Source organism: Nostoc sp. 'Lobaria pulmonaria (5183) cyanobiont' (assembly GCF_002949795.1).
In the GTDB taxonomy this organism is placed as follows: domain Bacteria; phylum Cyanobacteriota; class Cyanobacteriia; order Cyanobacteriales; family Nostocaceae; genus Nostoc.
In genome coordinates this window covers 3,937,759-3,955,271 of sequence record NZ_CP026692.1, presented here as the reverse complement: position 1 = coordinate 3,955,271, position 17,513 = coordinate 3,937,759, and the positions used below count along the sequence as shown (strand labels likewise).

The following is a 17,513-nucleotide window of genomic DNA, read 5'->3' as shown; positions in this document are numbered from 1 at the left end:
GGTAAAAGTAGGGGTAAAGCATTTAGAAAGAAATGTTTCGATAAAACGGAAAAATATTCACCTAAATGTTTCATCCTTACACTAGTTAGTAGTTAGTATTTAGTGATTAGTTATTGTTTGTTGGTTGAAAAAACTCTCAACCAATAAACAAAAATTCCCCATTCCCTATTCTGACTTAATGCCCTATTTTCAACTACCAACTAGTAACTACGATTTAGCAAATGAATATAGCAGTGGTGGGGTTAAGCCATAAAACAGCCCCAGTAGAAGTCCGGGAAAAACTGAGCATTCCAGAACCACAGATTGAAAGTGCGATCGCTCAACTGGCCAGCTATCCCCATATTGACGAAGTTGCAATTCTTAGCACTTGTAACCGCCTGGAAATTTACATTGTTACCAGTGAAGCAGACCAAGGTATCCGAGAGATAACGCAGTTTCTTGCAGAATACAGTAAATTACCCGTGCTTTCTCTGCGACGGCATTTGTTTATGCTGCTACATGATGATGCAGTGATGCACGTTATGCGGGTAGCAGGTGGTTTAGATAGTCTGGTACTCGGAGAAGGTCAAATACTGGCTCAGGTGAAAACTACTCACAAACTGGGACAGCAATATAACGGTATAAAAACCATTTTGAATCGATTATTTAAACAAGCGCTGACAGCTGGTAAGCGGGTTCGCACTGAAACTAGTATTGGTACTGGCGCTGTCTCTATCAGTTCGGCAGCTGTAGAGTTAGCGCAGCTAAAAGTAGCAAATTTAGCAGCTTGCCGAGTGGTAATTCTGGGTGCTGGTAAAATGTCGCGGCTGCTGGTGCAACACCTACTTTCTAAAGGTGCTGTGGAAATTAGTATTGTAAATCGCTCTCGCGATCGCGCCCAAGAATTAGCAAAGCAGTTCCCTCAACAACCAATCAAAATTCATCCGCTATCGGAAATGATGACAGTGATTGCCGATAGTGATTTGGTGTTTACAAGTACTTCGGCAACAGAGCCAATACTTGACCGTGCCAAGTTGGAAATGGTTTTAGAAGTTCAGCGCTCTTTAATGTTATTTGATATTTCTGTGCCACGTAATGTTCATGCGGATGTTAATGAACTAGAAAATGTGCAGGCGTTTAACGTGGATGATTTGAAGGCTGTAGTGGCGCAAAACTACGAAAGCCGTCGCAAGATTGCACAGGAAGCCGAGCGACTTTTAGAGGAAGAAGTGGAAGCCTTTGATATTTGGTGGCGCTCTCTTGAAACTGTGACTACTATCAGCTGTCTGCGAAATAAAGTTGAAACCATCCGCGAACAAGAATTAGAAAAAGCTTTGTCGAGATTGGGTTCGGAATTCGCTGAAAAACATCAAGAAGTAATTGAAGCATTAACACGGGGAATTGTCAATAAAATTTTACATGACCCGATGGTACAGTTGCGATCGCAGCAGGATGTGGAAGCCAGAAGGCGCTGTATGCAAACTCTGCAAATGTTATTTAACCTCGATGCAGAGGAACAGTTTAGTTAAATTTAACAACAAAATCCCCGGCTTCTGTGAGAATTTGGGGATCTGAGCTTTTCAATTAGATATACTTCTAATTAGATAGATGTCTAATTAGAAGTTAGTTATGCAACCAGAGCAATTTAACATCTTACTGCGCTTTTTCAAGGCATTAGCGGATGATAGCCGATTGAAGATTGTAGGTATCCTGGCGAATCAGGAGTGCAGCGTCGAAGAATTGGCGGTGCTACTGCAACTCAAGGAACCCACGGTATCCCATCATTTAGCGAAACTTAAGGAGCTAAATTTGGTGACAATGCGCCCTGAAGGTAATAGCCGTCTATACCAGTTGGATAGTGAGGCTTTGCAAAGCATTAGCAAGGAAATTTTCACACCTGAGAAAATAGCATCTTTGATTGAGGATGTGGATACTGAGGCTTGGGAAAGTAAAGTGTTGAAAAACTATTTCGACGGCGATGTCTCCGACAAGGACTCTGTTCAACGCCTCAAAGAAATCCCCGCTAGCCGGAAAAAGCGTCTAGTTATTCTTAAGTGGTTAGCAAACCAGTTTGATGTAGGAGTCAACTACCCTGAACACCTGGTAAATGATATTCTCAAACGCTACCATATTGACTGTGCGACTCTGCGACGAGAGTTGATTGCTTGCCAGTTAATGCAGCGAGAAAATGGGGTTTATTGGCGTACAACATAGATACAAAAAATAACCGCACAATTATAGGTTGTATTTTTATGCAGTTAGAAACACAAAAGTTATATTACACACCTGAAGAGTATTTAGAAATTGAACAAAAGGCAGTATATAAAAGCGAATACCGTGATGGAGAAATTGTACCGATGACGGGTGGCACTACAAATCATAATAAAATTGCTTTAAATTTAGCTGCATCCTTAAAAATTGCTTTAAGGCGTAAAAATTATGATGTTTATATTGGTGATGTGCGTTTGTGGATACCCCGTTATCGGCAGCATACGTATCCCGATGTGATGGTAATTGAGGGACAACCTATTTATACAGGAACCAGCACAACAACGGTTATGAATCCGATGTTAATTGCTGAAGTTTTATCTAAATCGACTAAAAATTATGACCAAGGCGATAAGTTTCTTTATTATCGCTCTATTCCAGAATTCAAGGAATATATTTTAATTGACCAATATCAGTATCATGTGATGCAGTATGTAAAAACTGCGGAAAGTCAATGGTCATTCACTGAACTTGAACATGAATCTGCAACTTTATCGTTGCAAACGGTTGATTTTCAAATTGAATTGCACGACCTTTACGAGCAAGTCAATTTTGGAGAAAATAACGAAGATTAAAATAATTCGTAGTGATGTTTGTGGATTTGCAAATCTAATTGGTAATAGTGATAATCCGGTTTAATAGCGACTAAAGTTTTTTACAAAATTTGTGTTTCTTCCTCGGTAAAGATAGGAGGCCACAATTCAGTAATGGGCAATTCCCAACCGGGAAAAAGTTCTGGTATTGTTAAAATATCGCCATTTTCTAAAACTGTAGGTTCGCCTGTAGAGCGATAAATTGTAACTGTCTCTTCATCAGGATCAATCAGAATGCCGACGAGCGCTCCTAATTCTATAAATTTCAGAATTTTGGCTACTACAAGTTTAATTTTATCACTCTGAGATTTAATTTCTACCACCAAGTCAGGAACAAGTTCTCCAAAGTAACGAGGACTTTGGAGAAGTCGAGAAGCGCGAACAAAGGAAACATCAGGTGCTTTGAGGTTTGTATCTGGCATGATGAAACCGCCAGCTGAATCAAATACTCTTCCCCAGCGACGAGGATTTATCCAAGCAAAGAGAAAGGCGATGAGACGACTACTGATTTCGCTGGATACAATATCTGACGGGCCCATTATTGAAATTTTCCCATTTTCGAGTTCCAGCTGGTAATCTAAACCTGCTTCGGTAAAAGCGGTTTGAACTTGCTCTAAATCTCTGAGTGTCATCATTGACATAAAAAGCTTTTTCCACTGAGATATACAACTCGATTTTAACAAGAGCCAAATTTCCGAAGATTTGACGCCGTGTGCAACTTTCTCTCAAATCGTTGCCTAGCAGCGAATCAGAGTAAGAATAAAAGCCTCTCTCCCTGTATGGGAGAGCTTTGGAATAGAAAGCCAATCGCTCTTTATTTTCCCAAATAAGCTTCTAAAACTTTGGGATTAGTTTGAATTTCTGCGGGTGTACCGTCAGCTAAATTCTGTCCTTCAGCAAGTACCCAAACACGATCGCACAAGGACATAACCACATCCATATTGTGTTCAATAATCAGAAAGGTCATCCCATCTTGACGGTTCCAAGTGATAATGCGATCGCAAATATCATCAATCAGTTTCGGATTTACCCCAGCCGCCGGTTCATCCAACAAAATTAACTTGGGATTAGTCATCAGTGCTCGTCCCATTTCCAGCAGCTTGCGTTGTCCACCAGACAAACCACCAGCATAATCGGATGCTTTTTTTGCCAAGCCCACTGATTCTAATAAAAACATTGCCCGCTCTTCGAGTTGCTTTTCTTCCTTAGCGACAACGTGCGGTTGCAACTGCACCTGCCAAAAATTTTCACCAGTTTGTTTTTGCGCCGCCAGCAGCATATTTTCTAACACCGACAACCGCGAGAGAGTCCGTGCAACCTGAAAGGTGCGGATTACCCCCTGCTGGGCGATTTGATATGGTTGCAAATTGTGAATCGGTTCGCCGTCAAAAATCACTCGTCCCTTATCGGGGCGGATGAAGTTTGAGAGTAAATTAAATAAAGTAGTTTTACCAGCACCATTGGGGCCAATCAAGCCCGTAATGCTGCCTTTAGCAACTTCGATTTTCGCCTCATTAACTGCTTTGACACCACCAAAGCTTTTAGAAAGTCCAGTAGCTACCAAAAGGGGAAGTGGGGATGAATAATTATTTACCAAGGGTGAGTTCCTCCTTTTTCCCTAAGATACCTTGAGGACGCCAAATCATCAGTACCATCAAAATTAGTCCGATTATCATGATCCGAAATGCACCCAAACGGGCTTCATCAAGGTGAACAATTCTAGGTAAAACTTCCCGCGTTAGCGCATCGTAAGCAAAGAAAATTATCGCGCCTACGATTGTGCCGACATTTTTCCCAGAACCGCCTAAAATCACCATAATCCAAGTGTCAAAGGTGATCTGCGGTTGGAAATTATCAGGGTAAATGGCACTGAGTTGCCAAGCGAAGAAAGCACCAGCGATACCCGCGATCGCACCTCCTAACATGAGAGATTGTAATTTATACCAAAAGACATTTTTTCCCAATGCCTTGGGAATTTCTTCATCTTCACGGATGGCTTTGAGAATTCTACCCCAAGGCGATCGCACCAAAATTTCTAACCGCCAGTATACAAATGCTAAAACCAGCAACAACACCAGCATTAAACCCGCTTTTGGGTTGTAATTATACAGTCCGATTGCCCCAGAAATATAAATCGCTGCCGCCAAAAGTGCTAACACAATTCCCACACCCAAGCGTGATACAAATTCTTGCTGGCTAGTTGTCCTTTTACCTAAATCAGTAGTCCGAGATATTTGAGTGGTACGAATCCATTGCCACAACGTAAAGAAAGTTACGGCAGCCAGCAGCGTCAAAAGCCCAATCATTACTAATCTGACAAACAAACTTGGCTCTGTGGATAGGGGTATGGGATAACTTTGCACGCCAAACGCCCCAGAAATCCAAGTGTCACCCACAGGTAATTCCTGATTATTCACCACCAAACGAATTAATTCGCCCGTGCCAATGGTGACAATTCCTAGATAATCTTCCCGTAAACGGAGAGTTACAAAACCAATTATCAAACCCAATAAGGCAGCAGCAATTGCCCCAGCCAGTGCCGATACTAGTATCGGTACGCCCTTTAAGCTTAATAATACCGTTGTATATGCTCCCAGGGTCATGAAAGCAATATGACCAAAGTTAATTAATCCCGTAAAGCCCCACTGTAAATTGAGTCCTAGTGCGAATAGAGCAAAAAGTGCTGTAGAAATTGCTAAGAAAATTAGATAGTCAACCATATTAAATTATTTGGGAATTGGGCATTAGGAATTGGGAATTGGGCATTGGGCATTGGAAATTGAGCATGGTTATTTTCATTGTCCCCCTTGTCTCCCCTGCTCCTCTGCCCCCTTCCCTGGGCGAATAAATTTTAGCGTAGCTTGAGCGGAGCTAATTTTATGGGAATACTATTTATTGTTGGTGTTTGCTGGTAGGGAATAATTGACGTATGAATTTGCTGCGCCTTAGAATGCACCACTTAATTGAGCAGTTAGGTGATGACGATTTGCAAGACATTTGGAACGTTCTCGAAGCTTTACATTATGACTTTTATATGCTTAAAGCCATACAAAAAGTCAAGCGATCGCAGCAACCGTGGGATATCTTAACCCATGAAGAAGCAGTAAGACTGTTGATGTTTTTCTGATTCAGCAGCGCTTTCTTCTCTTGTGCCAGTGGCCCCTCAAGTTTTGGTGAAGGTAACGCCCAGTGAGTCTGGAAATGCGCTATGCCAGGTCTTTTTTGCTAGACCTGAAGAATTTAGAACCTGCCGCCTACGAGCGGGTGCATGATTTTGTTTTTATTGAGTTAGCCCAAAAGTGGCAACTGACTGATTTAAAAGAACTGCGACAGCTTGATAGTGAAGGCATTTTTCACCGCTTCACCCTAGACAATTATCTGATTGGTATAGAAATTCGGGGTGAAATTGTGAAATTTCTGTGTGTCATCCCTATGCCAGATGTTTAAAGTCAAGAGTCAATCAATTTTGGATTTTGGAATTGCGGATTTTGGATTTGTTCCACCCACGTTCGCTTTCTTGGCACGTTCGCGGTAGCTTCTGGTAAAGAAGTGCGGGGCATCAACCGAAATAATTTTTAATCTAAAATCTAAAATCTAAAATCTAAAATTGGCACGGTCAAGGGAACACTTAAAACTGTAAACTGTATAAGGCTAGGCAGGGATCGCTATAACCTTACATTAAACTGGTTTTTGAAATAACACTTTATTTGAGATTTCCCTATGGATGCTAGGGCACTTTGGCAACGATACCAAAACTGGTTATATTTACACGAGGGATTGGGGCTGTACTTAGACGTAAGTCGGATACGGTTCGATGATGCCTTCGTGGAATCGTTGCAGCCGAAGTTTGACAAGGCGTTTGCGGATATGGCTCAACTAGAGAAGGGTGCGATCGCAAATCCTGACGAGAACCGCATGGTTGGACACTACTGGCTGCGAAATCCTGATTTAGCGCCAGCTCCAGAACTTACACAAGAAATAGTCCAAACCTTAGAACAAATCGAAGCCTTTGCGGAAAAAGTTCAAACAGGTGCTATTCATCCTCCCAGAGCAAACCGCTTTACGGATATTATCTCCATTGGCATTGGTGGTTCCGCTCTCGGCCCCCAATTCGTCTCCGAAGCTCTCGCTCCTGATTTCCCGCCCCTGAAACTTCACTTTATCGATAACAACGATCCGGCAGGTATCGATCGCGTTATCAATTATCTGCGAAATAGCCTCGCCAGCACTTTGGTATTGGTGATCTCCAAATCTGGAGGAACACCGGAACCTCGCAACGGCATGATTGAAGTTAAAAAAGCCTACGCCGGACACAATTTAGAGTTTGCTCAATATGCGGTAGCAATTACCAGCGTTGATAGCAACCTCGATAAACTGGCCAAAGACGAAGGTTGGTTGGCCAGATTTCCGATGTATGACTGGGTAGGAGGACGCACCTCAGAAATGTCTGCTGTGGGGCTAGTACCAGCAGCATTGCAGGGGATTGATGTTCGCGCCATGCTAGATGGCGCAAAAGAAATGGATGACGCTACCCGCGTCCCAGATGTGAAAAATAACCCAGCAGCCTTGCTTGCTTTGTCTTGGTATTTTGCTGGCAATGGAAAGGGTGAAAAAGATATGGTTGTTCTACCTTACAAGGACAGCTTATTTTTATTCAGTCGCTATTTACAACAGTTAGTGATGGAATCCTTGGGCAAGGAAAAAGACTTAGACGGCAACGTTGTCCATCAAGGCATTGCCGTTTATGGCAACAAAGGCTCAACAGATCAACACGCTTACGTCCAGCAGTTACGCGAGGGTGTAGCGAATTTCTTTGCTACCTTCATCGAAGTGTTGGAAGATCGTCAGGGCCCATCCACTGAAATAGATCCGGGAGTTACATCAGGCGATTATCTTTCCGGTTTTCTCCAAGGAACCCGACAAGCGCTTTATGAAAATCACCGCGATTCGATTACAGTCACGATTCCCCAAGTTAATCCCCGAACTGTAGGGGCATTAATTGCTTTGTACGAACGTGCTGTTGGTTTATATGCTAGCTTGGTCAACGTCAACGCCTACCATCAACCAGGCGTAGAAGCTGGCAAAAAAGCTGCCGCCACCATTCTCGATTTGCAAACACGAGTGGTAGCAGTGCTACAAAAAGAAAAAACTCCCCTTTCTCTAGAGGAACTCGCCAAGAAGGCAGACGCATCAGACCAAGTTGAGGCAATTTACAAGATTTTACGTCATATCCATGCCAATCAACGGGGTGTAGTTTTGCAAGGCGATCTTCACAAACCCGGTACTTTGACCGTTTCTGCTAGCTGATAACTCTAGTCTAAATATCACATTTTGTCCATGATTGTTGTATCAGCAACAATTTTTTATTGTGAAGCATCCTAAATAGAAGATATATCTTCTGTCTAGGATGCTTCACTGTATAATTCGTAATTCGTAATTAAGTCTTATAACTCAATACCGTTGAGTTAAGTATTGCTTTCTTCTCTTCCTTTGCCTAATTACGAATTATTTTAATTATGAATTGCCATAAGCCGTTGATTAAAGTAACTCTTAGGTAAGAAACAGCGATCAGGTAAAAAAGGATTGTTGAGATTTTGACATAAGAAAGTACTGGGTTTATCCCAATGACAAAATGGTGGCACGATTCCCCAATGTTCTGCTAGCCAAATCCAGTATCCTGTTTCAATTCTGCCGTAGCTTGATACCGTGAGAATCTCTCCAAGGCTATTGTTAATAGATACTAAATCTGACGATGATTTGATGTCAATTAACAGCCAAGCTAACTCATCAGCAGAAAAGTAATAGCCATTCTCGGCAGCGATATCGATGAATTGCTGCGGATCTTTAGCTATTAGTTAATTCTTCTTTAAGAGATGGCGTTTTTTGCCTACGCTTGTTATTGCTTCTCATAAAATAAAATTAAGTCAATAGATAGTATTAATTATTTATGAATGAATTATCTGTAAAACAATCTGCACTTCAGTTATTTTGAAAAGAACCGCGTACTCCTATGGAGAAGTAAACTACGCGTAACATTTCGTAGAGAAGGTGCAGAGAACGCAGAGGTAAGAAAACACATATTTCGCTTTCTTTAGTTAATAGTAAGATTGCGGAGAAAGTAAAAGCGATCGCTCTTCCAATCACTACCCTTAATTCGCCCCAAATAACCTGTTAAGGGTGAGGAAAGTTCAATCAAAATTTCATGCATTTCTGGTGTTTGTATTCGCTGTGGCGGATGTGAGCCGAAATACGCACCATGTAAAGCTTCTACACCAGCCGATTCTATACCTGAGTTTTCTAAGTAATTTTTGACGAGATGGATAATGTGCGATCGCAACCTTATAGATTGTTCAACTTTATCGATATAAGTATTAAGTTTATCTTCAGCTAAACCAAAAGGAGCTTGTTGCAAACACTCTTTTAGTTCTAACAAGTTGATAGAATTTTTGTAGTTTGCTTGCAGTGCGATTAGTTTTTGTAAAGTTTCTGGGCTAATAACATTCATTTGATTTTCGGTAGCTGTTCTCAAGGCGTAAAAATTTAGTTCTCCGGCGGCTATAATTAATTTAATAGAATTGTCATACTGAAATTTACCAAGATGGTTCATACCTATTTTTAGTAACTGTGCAGGTGTACCATCAGTAACTTTTTCAGTTTTAGTTGCTTTGCACTCTCCTACTATTGGATAAGGTTGTTCAGTGTAAAAATCCATGCCTCCTGCGCCACCCGTTGCATCTGGATTTAAGCCTGAACCTGTAAAGCCTAACTTTAGTAATCCTCTACGAACCAATTTTTCAAATGTATGTCCGTCGCTAGAGTTCCCAATTTTAGCAATTTTCTGAATCCAAGCTAAGTCTAAATCTAATGTGTTTGTTGGTTGATTGCTACTCCAACCTAAGAATATTTTTATATCGTCGTCTAATTGTTTCGCTGCTGGTTGGCTAATGGTTAGGGATGCGATCGCATTCTGCAATTTTTCTAGTTCAGGATACAGCGGTGGCTGTCGATTTTCTAACTGATGCTTGCGTTGTGCAAAAGTGCGATCGTTTAATACGGGTTTTGCTTCAGAAATAGTTAAAGGCTCATTTAAATAAATAAACTGGCTGTTTGCCTTGAGAGAGAGTGTAATTAGTTTGGGTAACTGATAAACGCGCAAGTATAACAAAAAAATATTATGTCGTTGCCCTAATATTTCTTTTAAGGCTTCTGTAGTCCAAATTGTTAGCGGTGATAAAGCAGACAATGATTCAGTATTATGCAAAGGTTCACACTTTTCACACTTTACCCAAGCTTTAATTGATATAGTTTCAACACTTACTTGGATAAGAGCAGTTTTGGCATTAGCCAAGAAATTTGTGTGATAGTACTGTTCAACTGGCAACACATTAATTGAAGAATCCATTGGATAAAGCGCAAATTGACGCTCTGGAACGATATAATTTTTGGACATCGCCACAATCGTTCGTCCTTGAATTAATGCCTCAATATCTGGCGCAGGCAAGCAAATAGCAGTATTAATTACAGCCAAATTATTCATAATTGCTAAAAAATCCAAATATTGCCGCTAAAGAAACCAAGTCCACCTACACGGACTTCATTTCTTTAGCCTGAAACTTCTAGCTTTAGGGAAATTCATTACAACAATATACACCTGTTTTAAGTATCTTCATCAATAGCATCTTCAGGAATTTGTCCAGATGGATCGCTGAGAATTTCATGAATGAGATTATTATCAATTACTATCCTATTTTGTAGAGTAAAATCAATTATTTGTGCTTCCGATAATTCATAATCATGTCGGGCTTTAAGAACAGAAGTAATTGCTAAAATAGGCTTAATCTCTTCACCTTTTAACAATACCCACTCCCCGCCTAAATGAGGTGACAAAAGTATATCTAAATACTGTTTTGCTTTAGTACCACTACTAATCTTTTTAGAACGAATTAAGCAACCACGAGTTAAATCAAATTCTTTATATTCGATTAAGCGTTTTAATGCAGCCTGTAGGAACCTACCACTGACTCCTTGAAGAACTGAGACTCCAATTTTTACAACATTGCCATTTTCCTGACCAACAATTTTAAAATTAATATATCCTTGGTCTACGCTACGAGCTTTAATATCTACAATTTCTGTAATTTGGACATTTTCTAAAATTTGTCCAACTAACGTGGAAAAGCTGAATCGCAGAGCGTTAGCGAGTTTGGTTTTATCCTCTATGTCATCTTGTATCTTACTTTCAACGGCTGCAAGTTCTTTCTTGTAAGCAGATTCTACTGGGTGTAGTGGTGGCGTCAACTCAGTAGACCAGTTTTCCTTACACCACTGTAATACTTTTCTTACCATTGGTCTTTCCTTCCCCAGTTCTTTCAGCTTCCCTTCGTCAAAAGGATAAACTGAATTAGGTGATGTTACTCCTTGTCGATCGTAAAAGTCTTTCAACCACTGGGAAACTAAAACAATAACATCTTCCGATTTGAGATAAGTTAACTCAATAGTCTTTTGAGCAATCCGATCTGTAACTGATTCAGCTTCTTTTAAGGCTCTTATTTGATCAGTCCAGGTTTGAGGAAACATCGCCGTTATAAAAACACCCCGTTTAATCTTGTCGTATAAGTCTTTGGCTAAAATAGCAGTAACTTGTGATGCTGTGAATCCTGCATCATTACACATTAGGATACTTTCCAATTCGTCAAAACAAATGACTATTGGTTTGTAATCACTAATTAAGTCTAGAATTTGACGAACTGTGCTGAAGGCTTGCGCTTCTCTATCCTGGGCGCTGGAATTTGCTAGACCTAGTGCATCAGCTTTTGACTGTGGTAATTCTTGACCCGCAAGCCAGTTTATAGCGTAACGCTCCTCAGATGGATTAGAGGAGAGTGTCCATAAAATTGCAGCGATAATATCAGGATTTTCAATGTCATGCTTAATTCCCAAGACTCTATCCGTCCAATGCTCCACTACTTTGGAATTTACTTTTAAGACTTCAGAAAAGTGACGAACCATCTCATCAGGTGTGAAGGTCTTGTTGTAAGCTTCATTGAAAATAGCAGTTGCTAATTCCCGCCACTGGCTCATCCCTTGGCTACCTATTTGTTTAAGGCTATTTGCTACATTTCGTAAAAATTCCCCTTTAATTCGATTTAAATCGTTAATCTCGCTCGTATAGACAAATAAAGCACTACCATCAGTTTGAAGTCGGCGGCGAATTCGACTGATAAGATGGCTTTTGCCTAGTCCTCTTTCAGCCTTGATGGTAATGCCTATAACTGGTTGTTGTTTGGTGCGAACTATCTCAATGGCATCAAAAATAGTATCTGAGGCATGAGCATTTAAGGAAGAAACGTCAGGAAAACCTGTTACCCAAATATCTTGACTTCTAACTACTAAAGGTCTGTCAAATGGGTTGTGACTTTTGATAGCATCAATTAAGCCGTTGTCGTTAGACATGGATCTAAAGTGAGGTGAATTTTTGATTTGGAATACTAGATTTTAGATTGCTCACTATTTGTAGCTGCACGACATCTAAACTGGCGTTTCAGTGGGTGTGAAGAGCAACCTAAGAATAGGTTTATGAGTTTAAATGCTTGGCGTAGCAGCGTAACCCACTTACTGGGGTAGTTATGGAGTCTTCCAGTTTGTCTGGATCGCCGTCTGACAAGCTACCGCCTTGGAGTTGCAAAATGTCCTTTTCTTGCATTTCCAGTAGCCACTCATTGAAATTTTCACGACTTACCCGATCACCTATTTCTCTCCTTATGCGATAAATTGGCACAAGATCATCTAGGTTGTAGTTTTGGTTCAGCTTGTCGTAGACTTCCAACGCCACGGATTTAAACTCGTCGTAAGATGCGATCGCAACCTTCCCATTAACTGGTACATCTGCACCAACTACCGCAACATCAATCTGACTAATCCACTTCACCAACGCATTCGCCGCCCAAGTACCGACAATCGTCCCTTCAAACTTAAACTCGCCACTTCTCAAACCTTCACCCAATACCTCTAAACCCTTGCCAGATGTCAGAGAGTATCCCTTTTTGGAAATTGCGATCGCACCCTGCTTCTGTAATTCCTCGAATATGCCCTGATAATCTGCCACCTTCTGGCTTTTAGCTACAATTCGCTTAGTGAGTTGACCTTTCTTAACTTCCTGCTGCATTCCTCCCAAATCCCACAAAGCCAAAAGAAGACGAGTACTAGTATTTTTTGATGTCATATTGAGTGTACTTCTTGACAAAAAGCATCATAGTAACTGTATCTTTCTAAGTTATTTATGCAGAAAAAATAACCGAGAAATTGCTGAAGATTTCGGCGTTTCAGCTAAATAGACTCATCAAAAATCAACAATATATTTCCTTGGGATGAATGCAGTTTCTCTCAAAGGCGGGATGCAATGCTTGAGAAAATCGACGACCATGACAGAGAAACGCTGTAGCTGTGCAGTTGTAAATTAAGTGGTATATGTTTTTTCAATTCCCAGCGAAATAACAGGAATTCCAACTTTGTTTTTGCAACAGCAAGGCTTTTAGCAAATACAGGTGAGAACGAAATCCAATGAATACAATATATAAAGAACGTAAAATAGTTTCGCGTCTATTTGCAGTGCTGCTTTCCGCATTGCTAATGGTGCCCTTGCTCAGTAGCTGCGGAGGCGGTTCTAAAAACGCTTCAGTTCCACCACCTGTTGATGATACCGCCGGTAGAACAGTGAGCGATCGCCAAACTGAAGCGAAGAAGGGATTGGGTACAGGACAAAAAGTGGCACTTTTGGCAGGTGCTGCGGGACTTTATTACCTCTACAACCAACATAAGAATGCTTCACAAGAAGGAGCGCAAGGTAAGTACTATCTATCCAAGAATGGGCGTGTATACTACCGTGATGCTGAACACCGCGCTCACTGGGTAACAGCACCAGCAGAAGGAATTCGAGTACCAGAATCTGAAGCACAAAAGTATCGGGAATTCCAAGGCTATAACCGGAGTACCACAGGTCGCGATCTCAGTGGTCTAACTTCATCGGCAGCACCGGCACTCTAGATCAGCGAAGCGTGTGTAAATAAGAAAGCGGGTTTCCTGGAGGATAACGCCGATCGCGCACGTCGGAGAACACGAACTTAAATCAGGAGACAGATTATGGTAGATGAATTTTTCCGAAAGGCGAAGGAGTTGCTTTTGGGGTCGAACAGCGATCAAGCCGATCAAGATGCCGAATTCCGCGATCGCAATGTACGTCCAGCCAGCGAAGATCCCTACGGCGATCCCGCAGATCCGGCAGCTTACGGCAATGTTCGCCCAGCTAGTGAAGACCCCTACGGCGACCCCGCAGATATCTCGTCTTACGGCAATGTTCGCCCAGCTAGCGAAGACCCTTATGGCGACCCCGCAGACACAGGGGAGTATGGTGACGTCCGCCCAGCCAGCGAAGACCCCTACGGCGACCCCGCAGATCAGGGCCGTTAACCCAAAACCCAACCCTCCAGCCTCCTTCTCTACCAGAAAATGGAGACAATTCAAAGCCTCTTTTTTAGAAGGGAAGAGGTTTTGAGAGGAATTTACAGATTTGATTTATAGGGTGATAAAAAAAGGCAGCAGGATTAAAACCTACTGCCTTTTTTTGCTGCTATTTTTACAAATTACGAAATTATTTTGTTACTCAAAATTTCCTGCGATCGCTCAATATTTTGACGCACAGATCGAGCCGAAGTATACAAACCCTCTCTTTCTTCATAGGTAAGCGTTAATTCTAAAATATTCTCAATTCCACTGCATCCCAACCGACAGGGAACACCAATTATTGGTAAACCATTTGCTTGCCAAGCTAAATAAGTAAACTTCTTGTAGAAGTGGGGAAAAGGGTAAGGGGTAAAGGGGTAAAGCCGCGAGCGAAAAATCCTTTGGCTTTCACCTTTTCCCTTACCCCCTCTTGCAAAACTATTTTTGCAAGAGGTCTAATCATTACATCCAACGGGCTGGTGACAACAATAAAAATGGCATTAAGAGAATAAGCGATGTCTACGACGGGCTACGTCTACGCATTTTTTGCAGCTAAGATGCGATTTTTCTCAACAAGAATTCAGGAGTCAGAATAAATGCTGAATTCTGACTTCTGACTTCTGAATTCTTTTTACTTATTTAAACTCTTCGAGTTGATCCACACGTAACCAAATATTAGGTGTTGGCACTTTCCCAAACTTAATCAGGGCGTAATCACCTTTGATGTCTACAATTTCGCCCTTGCTTTCAAACAAATAAGAAGGAAAGCGAGGATCGCTGGCTTTAGCCTCCAGACTGTTTTCTAGTTTCTCGCGCACAGCGCGAACCATATCCCCTTTTTTGACTGCCATGATTTACTCTCTCAAATTTGTAAAGTCTTTCATCTGCATTTTAAAAGAGTTCCGAGTTAGAAGTAAAAACTCCTAACTCCTAACTCCCCTTAACGTTTGACACTCGGAGCAAAAATGACTAGATCGCCCAGCTAACCTAATCCGTTGAATTGCTGTACCACAAATTCGACAGGGTTCTCCAGCGCGGTTATAAACCCAGGCTACACCACCATAATTGCCGTTAGTACCTTTAACATTTAAGAAATTACTAAATGTCGTACCACCAGCCTCAATGCTGGTTTCTAAAACTTGAATGATGGCTGTTCGCAAACGTTCAATTTGCTTTAGCTGCAAATCTATACACAAGGTTTCAGGTAAAATTCCACTCTTAAACAATGCTTCATCGGCATAGATGTTACCTAATCCCGCCACCACCGATTGATCTAGTAGCGCAGTCTTAATTGGACGGCGGCGGTTTTGGAGTTTGCTTGCTAGATATTCAACAGTGAATTCGGATGAAAATGGATCTGCTGCCAGTTTTGCCAAACCAGTCATAATACTTTCTACAGCAACACCAGGCGGAACCCACCATATTTTACCGAAGGTACGCTGATCGACAAAGCGTAATTCCTGCTGTTCTCCAAAGAATAATCTAACCCGCGTGTGCTTGTGTAATGGTTCATCTCGATGCAGCCATAGTAATTGACCGGTCATTCGCAGATGAACCCCTAGCCAACTGGTTGATGAAGGGGAAGATGAGGAGAGTTCGGCGAGGAGATATTTACCGCGACGATGCCAAGTAGCGATCGCATTTTTTTCAATTCCATCAACAAACTCACCAACAGAAAACGGGTAGGCGATGGTGCGATCGAGCAACACATCTCCTCCCGTGATTTCTTGGTTGAGGGTCAATTGATTTAGACCCCTTCGGACTGTTTCAACTTCAGGCAGTTCGGGCATTCAAGCTGAGTTAAGCAGGCAATTGTGATTTATTTGAGGAATCCAGGAAGAAGAGATGGAGTAGTAACTTACATAGCCGTATATAGCTCGTATTACTACCCAAAACAAACCGTAAATACCCGCAGGGCGGCTCTTGGAGATTAGGGTAGGCTAGGACAAAGAATGAATGCACTGAAATTTTCAGACTTCATACTTCAGACTTAAGACTACCCTTCATCATTGCATCAAACAACCCCCTTGTAGCTTTGCTGCTATTTTTTCGGTGCTTTAGCCTTTGGTGCTTCAACCTCGACTAATTCATCCTGGGCAAAGTTGTTGGTATTAATACCAGAGTAATTGACCTTTTCAAAGCGGACAATTACTGGGTATTTGATGCCGCTTTGGTCGATGGAAGCCACAGTTCCTAGATCCTGAAACCAGTAGGATTCAGGGCGGAGAATACGTACTTTAGAACCACGTTGAACCATGATTATTTTCCCTTTTAGTTATCAATCGCCAATCTAGAGGGCTAATTGATTTCACTCTACAACCTCAAGGTCGCAGCAAGAGTCTTTGTTAAGTTATTTGTCTGAATTGGGGAAGGTGGGGCCCCCTCTGGGGATAAGGGGGAGTGGGGACTGGGGAATGAAAAATGGGGAAATGGGGAGAGTATTGAATATTAGTTCTCCCCAACCCAAATTTAAAATTGTATTAGACCATACTTGACAAGGCACACGTTATAGCGTACCTTCGTTCGCAAACAGTTATTTTGTAGAAGCTTATGTTTTAGTTAAGACAAACACACTTCCCTCATTACCTCTGCCGATCCGCAGGTCGTTATCTATATAAGTGATATCTAACCAGCCTTGCTGTTTGTCACTGTTTATAGCAACATCAATTCCGGGAAATTTTCTACCTGCTTCAATTTGTTGGATAAAAGTTACCGGAGAATTGTATTCTATTAAACGTTGTAAGCCGATAATAGAACGCTCAAATTTTACTTGGACACGCCGACCTGAAACTGGCTCAAATTTAGCAGCAACGCTGACTAATCCTTCTAAATAAGGTAAACCATAAATCTCAGCTATGTTGTAAACACTGGTAGTCTCTACCCGGATATACTGATAGATTTGACCGAGTTTGCATAAAGGTAGACGATCTAAGTTTAAAAGAGCCTTGCTAGTGGTGTATAGTAATCGCCAATTGCCATCTAGCAAATTACTAGCTTCCACCGGACGGGGTGTAGGATTAAAGTCTTCTAAGTTGGCGATCGCGATTAAGATAGCCTGTTTCTGTTCTTCGGTCGCTAGTAGACCGCGATTAGTAAGTGCGATCGCATTTATAAGAGCCGCTTTTCCCATCATCGCCTGTCACCTCAAAAATCACTCACTTTCCATCAGCATAA

At 41.6% G+C, this 17,513-nt stretch carries 19 protein-coding genes and 1 pseudogene; 8 read left to right on the top strand and 12 right to left on the bottom strand.

Features of this window, described 5'->3' with window-relative positions; genetic code table 11:
* Positions 1 to 221 precede the first annotated feature (221 nt).
* The 3 genes from NLP_RS17375 (at position 222) to NLP_RS17365 (ending at position 2,822) form a co-directional block, all read left to right on the top strand.
* Positions 222 to 1,508, top strand: a complete 1,287-nt coding sequence (locus NLP_RS17375; protein WP_104907487.1) for a glutamyl-tRNA reductase — start codon at positions 222 to 224, stop codon at positions 1,506 to 1,508.
* 100 nt (positions 1,509 to 1,608) lie between these two features.
* A complete protein-coding gene (locus NLP_RS17370; RefSeq protein WP_104907486.1) occupies positions 1,609 to 2,193 on the top strand; it encodes a DUF2087 domain-containing protein in 585 nt (194 codons plus the stop codon).
* A gap of 38 nt (positions 2,194 to 2,231) precedes the next feature.
* The gene (locus NLP_RS17365) at positions 2,232 to 2,822 is read left to right on the top strand and encodes a Uma2 family endonuclease (RefSeq protein WP_104907485.1); all 591 of its coding nucleotides are present in this window, start codon (positions 2,232 to 2,234) and stop codon (positions 2,820 to 2,822) included.
* An 80-nt stretch (positions 2,823 to 2,902) separates the two neighbouring features.
* On the opposite strand, the gene NLP_RS17360 is transcribed toward NLP_RS17365, so the two are convergent.
* The 3 genes from NLP_RS17360 to NLP_RS17350 all read right to left on the bottom strand — a co-directional run bounded on the left by NLP_RS17360 (position 2,903) and on the right by NLP_RS17350 (position 5,560).
* Positions 2,903 to 3,481: a Uma2 family endonuclease gene (locus tag NLP_RS17360; RefSeq protein ID WP_104907484.1), complete on the bottom strand. Its 579-nt coding sequence runs from the start codon at positions 3,479 to 3,481 to the stop codon at positions 2,903 to 2,905.
* 173 nt (positions 3,482 to 3,654) lie between these two features.
* Positions 3,655 to 4,437 (bottom strand): ABC transporter ATP-binding protein, encoded by a 783-nt coding sequence (locus NLP_RS17355; protein WP_104907483.1) that lies wholly within the window; start codon positions 4,435 to 4,437, stop codon positions 3,655 to 3,657.
* Complete coding sequence (locus NLP_RS17350; protein WP_104907482.1) at positions 4,427 to 5,560, bottom strand: branched-chain amino acid ABC transporter permease; 1,134 nt, start codon at positions 5,558 to 5,560, stop codon at positions 4,427 to 4,429. The genes NLP_RS17355 and NLP_RS17350 overlap by 11 nt, the downstream gene beginning before the upstream one ends.
* Before the next feature lie 209 nt (positions 5,561 to 5,769).
* Here NLP_RS17350 and NLP_RS17345 point away from each other — a divergent pair, with 209 nt between their 5' ends.
* The 3 genes from NLP_RS17345 to NLP_RS17335 all read left to right on the top strand — a co-directional run bounded on the left by NLP_RS17345 (position 5,770) and on the right by NLP_RS17335 (position 8,147).
* Complete coding sequence (locus NLP_RS17345) at positions 5,770 to 5,967, top strand: hypothetical protein (protein WP_104907481.1); 198 nt, start codon at positions 5,770 to 5,772, stop codon at positions 5,965 to 5,967.
* A 62-nt stretch (positions 5,968 to 6,029) separates the two neighbouring features.
* Positions 6,030 to 6,287, top strand: a complete 258-nt coding sequence (locus NLP_RS17340) for a cytotoxic translational repressor of toxin-antitoxin stability system (protein WP_104907480.1) — start codon at positions 6,030 to 6,032, stop codon at positions 6,285 to 6,287.
* Between the two features lie 273 nt (positions 6,288 to 6,560).
* Positions 6,561 to 8,147, top strand: a complete 1,587-nt coding sequence (locus tag NLP_RS17335) for a glucose-6-phosphate isomerase (RefSeq protein WP_104907479.1) — start codon at positions 6,561 to 6,563, stop codon at positions 8,145 to 8,147.
* Between the two features lie 203 nt (positions 8,148 to 8,350).
* Here NLP_RS17335 and NLP_RS35810 read toward each other — a convergent pair whose 3' ends face one another.
* The 4 genes from NLP_RS35810 to NLP_RS17315 form a co-directional block, all read right to left on the bottom strand.
* On the bottom strand, positions 8,351 to 8,662 hold the full coding sequence (locus NLP_RS35810; protein WP_325034766.1) for a hypothetical protein: 312 nt from the start codon (positions 8,660 to 8,662) through the stop codon (positions 8,351 to 8,353).
* 269 nt (positions 8,663 to 8,931) lie between these two features.
* On the bottom strand, positions 8,932 to 10,377 hold the full coding sequence (locus tag NLP_RS17325; protein ID WP_199784636.1) for a DUF1802 family protein: 1,446 nt from the start codon (positions 10,375 to 10,377) through the stop codon (positions 8,932 to 8,934).
* A 119-nt stretch (positions 10,378 to 10,496) separates the two neighbouring features.
* Positions 10,497 to 12,293 (bottom strand): hypothetical protein, encoded by a 1,797-nt coding sequence (locus tag NLP_RS17320; protein ID WP_104907478.1) that lies wholly within the window; start codon positions 12,291 to 12,293, stop codon positions 10,497 to 10,499.
* Between the two features lie 121 nt (positions 12,294 to 12,414).
* Positions 12,415 to 13,062, bottom strand: a complete 648-nt coding sequence (locus NLP_RS17315; RefSeq protein WP_104907477.1) for a hypothetical protein — start codon at positions 13,060 to 13,062, stop codon at positions 12,415 to 12,417.
* A gap of 338 nt (positions 13,063 to 13,400) precedes the next feature.
* Between NLP_RS17315 and NLP_RS17310 the strand changes: the two genes are divergently transcribed.
* Together NLP_RS17310 and NLP_RS17305 are read left to right on the top strand one after the other, a co-directional pair.
* The gene (locus tag NLP_RS17310; protein ID WP_104907476.1) at positions 13,401 to 13,883 is read left to right on the top strand and encodes a hypothetical protein; all 483 of its coding nucleotides are present in this window, start codon (positions 13,401 to 13,403) and stop codon (positions 13,881 to 13,883) included.
* 96 nt (positions 13,884 to 13,979) lie between these two features.
* On the top strand, positions 13,980 to 14,306 hold the full coding sequence (locus tag NLP_RS17305; protein ID WP_104907475.1) for a translation initiation factor: 327 nt from the start codon (positions 13,980 to 13,982) through the stop codon (positions 14,304 to 14,306).
* Positions 14,307 to 14,479: 173 nt separating this feature from the next.
* Here the strand turns inward: NLP_RS17305 and NLP_RS35000 are convergent.
* The 5 genes and pseudogenes from NLP_RS35000 to NLP_RS17280 all read right to left on the bottom strand — a co-directional run.
* Positions 14,480 to 14,641 (bottom strand): annotated as a pseudogene (locus tag NLP_RS35000) (malate dehydrogenase); the annotation flags it as partial.
* Positions 14,642 to 14,974: 333 nt separating this feature from the next.
* Positions 14,975 to 15,190 (bottom strand): NAD(P)H-quinone oxidoreductase subunit O, encoded by a 216-nt coding sequence (locus NLP_RS17295; protein WP_104907474.1) that lies wholly within the window; start codon positions 15,188 to 15,190, stop codon positions 14,975 to 14,977.
* A 72-nt stretch (positions 15,191 to 15,262) separates the two neighbouring features.
* Positions 15,263 to 16,129, bottom strand: a complete 867-nt coding sequence (locus tag NLP_RS17290) for a DNA-formamidopyrimidine glycosylase (protein WP_104907473.1) — start codon at positions 16,127 to 16,129, stop codon at positions 15,263 to 15,265.
* Positions 16,130 to 16,380: 251 nt separating this feature from the next.
* A complete protein-coding gene (locus tag NLP_RS17285) occupies positions 16,381 to 16,596 on the bottom strand; it encodes a photosystem I reaction center subunit IV (protein ID WP_094349537.1) in 216 nt (71 codons plus the stop codon).
* Positions 16,597 to 16,887: 291 nt separating this feature from the next.
* Positions 16,888 to 17,472 carry a PAP/fibrillin family protein gene (locus NLP_RS17280; protein ID WP_104907472.1) on the bottom strand — a complete coding sequence of 195 codons (585 nt, stop codon included), beginning with the start codon at positions 17,470 to 17,472 and terminating at the stop codon, positions 16,888 to 16,890.
* Positions 17,473 to 17,513: the final 41 nt, after the last annotated feature.

Bases quoted from the DNA above. Each gene is read 5' to 3' on its own strand.
- NLP_RS17375 (WP_104907487.1), top strand. From the start codon at position 222: ATGAATATAGCAGTGGTGGGGTTAAGCCATAAAACAGCCCCAGTAGAA.
- NLP_RS17370 (WP_104907486.1), top strand. From the start codon at position 1,609: ATGCAACCAGAGCAATTTAACATCTTACTGCGCTTTTTCAAGGCATTA.
- NLP_RS17365 (WP_104907485.1), top strand. From the start codon at position 2,232: ATGCAGTTAGAAACACAAAAGTTATATTACACACCTGAAGAGTATTTA.
- NLP_RS17360 (WP_104907484.1), bottom strand. From the start codon at position 3,481: ATGTCAATGATGACACTCAGAGATTTAGAGCAAGTTCAAACCGCTTTT.
- NLP_RS17350 (WP_104907482.1), bottom strand. From the start codon at position 5,560: ATGGTTGACTATCTAATTTTCTTAGCAATTTCTACAGCACTTTTTGCT.
- NLP_RS17345 (WP_104907481.1), top strand. From the start codon at position 5,770: ATGAATTTGCTGCGCCTTAGAATGCACCACTTAATTGAGCAGTTAGGT.
- NLP_RS17335 (WP_104907479.1), top strand. From the start codon at position 6,561: ATGGATGCTAGGGCACTTTGGCAACGATACCAAAACTGGTTATATTTA.
- NLP_RS17325 (WP_199784636.1), bottom strand. From the start codon at position 10,377: ATGAATAATTTGGCTGTAATTAATACTGCTATTTGCTTGCCTGCGCCA.
- NLP_RS17320 (WP_104907478.1), bottom strand. From the start codon at position 12,293: ATGTCTAACGACAACGGCTTAATTGATGCTATCAAAAGTCACAACCCA.
- NLP_RS17315 (WP_104907477.1), bottom strand. From the start codon at position 13,062: ATGACATCAAAAAATACTAGTACTCGTCTTCTTTTGGCTTTGTGGGAT.
- NLP_RS17310 (WP_104907476.1), top strand. From the start codon at position 13,401: ATGAATACAATATATAAAGAACGTAAAATAGTTTCGCGTCTATTTGCA.
- NLP_RS17305 (WP_104907475.1), top strand. From the start codon at position 13,980: ATGGTAGATGAATTTTTCCGAAAGGCGAAGGAGTTGCTTTTGGGGTCG.
- NLP_RS17295 (WP_104907474.1), bottom strand. From the start codon at position 15,190: ATGGCAGTCAAAAAAGGGGATATGGTTCGCGCTGTGCGCGAGAAACTA.
- NLP_RS17290 (WP_104907473.1), bottom strand. From the start codon at position 16,129: ATGCCCGAACTGCCTGAAGTTGAAACAGTCCGAAGGGGTCTAAATCAA.
- NLP_RS17285 (WP_094349537.1), bottom strand. From the start codon at position 16,596: ATGGTTCAACGTGGTTCTAAAGTACGTATTCTCCGCCCTGAATCCTAC.
- NLP_RS17280 (WP_104907472.1), bottom strand. From the start codon at position 17,472: ATGATGGGAAAAGCGGCTCTTATAAATGCGATCGCACTTACTAATCGC.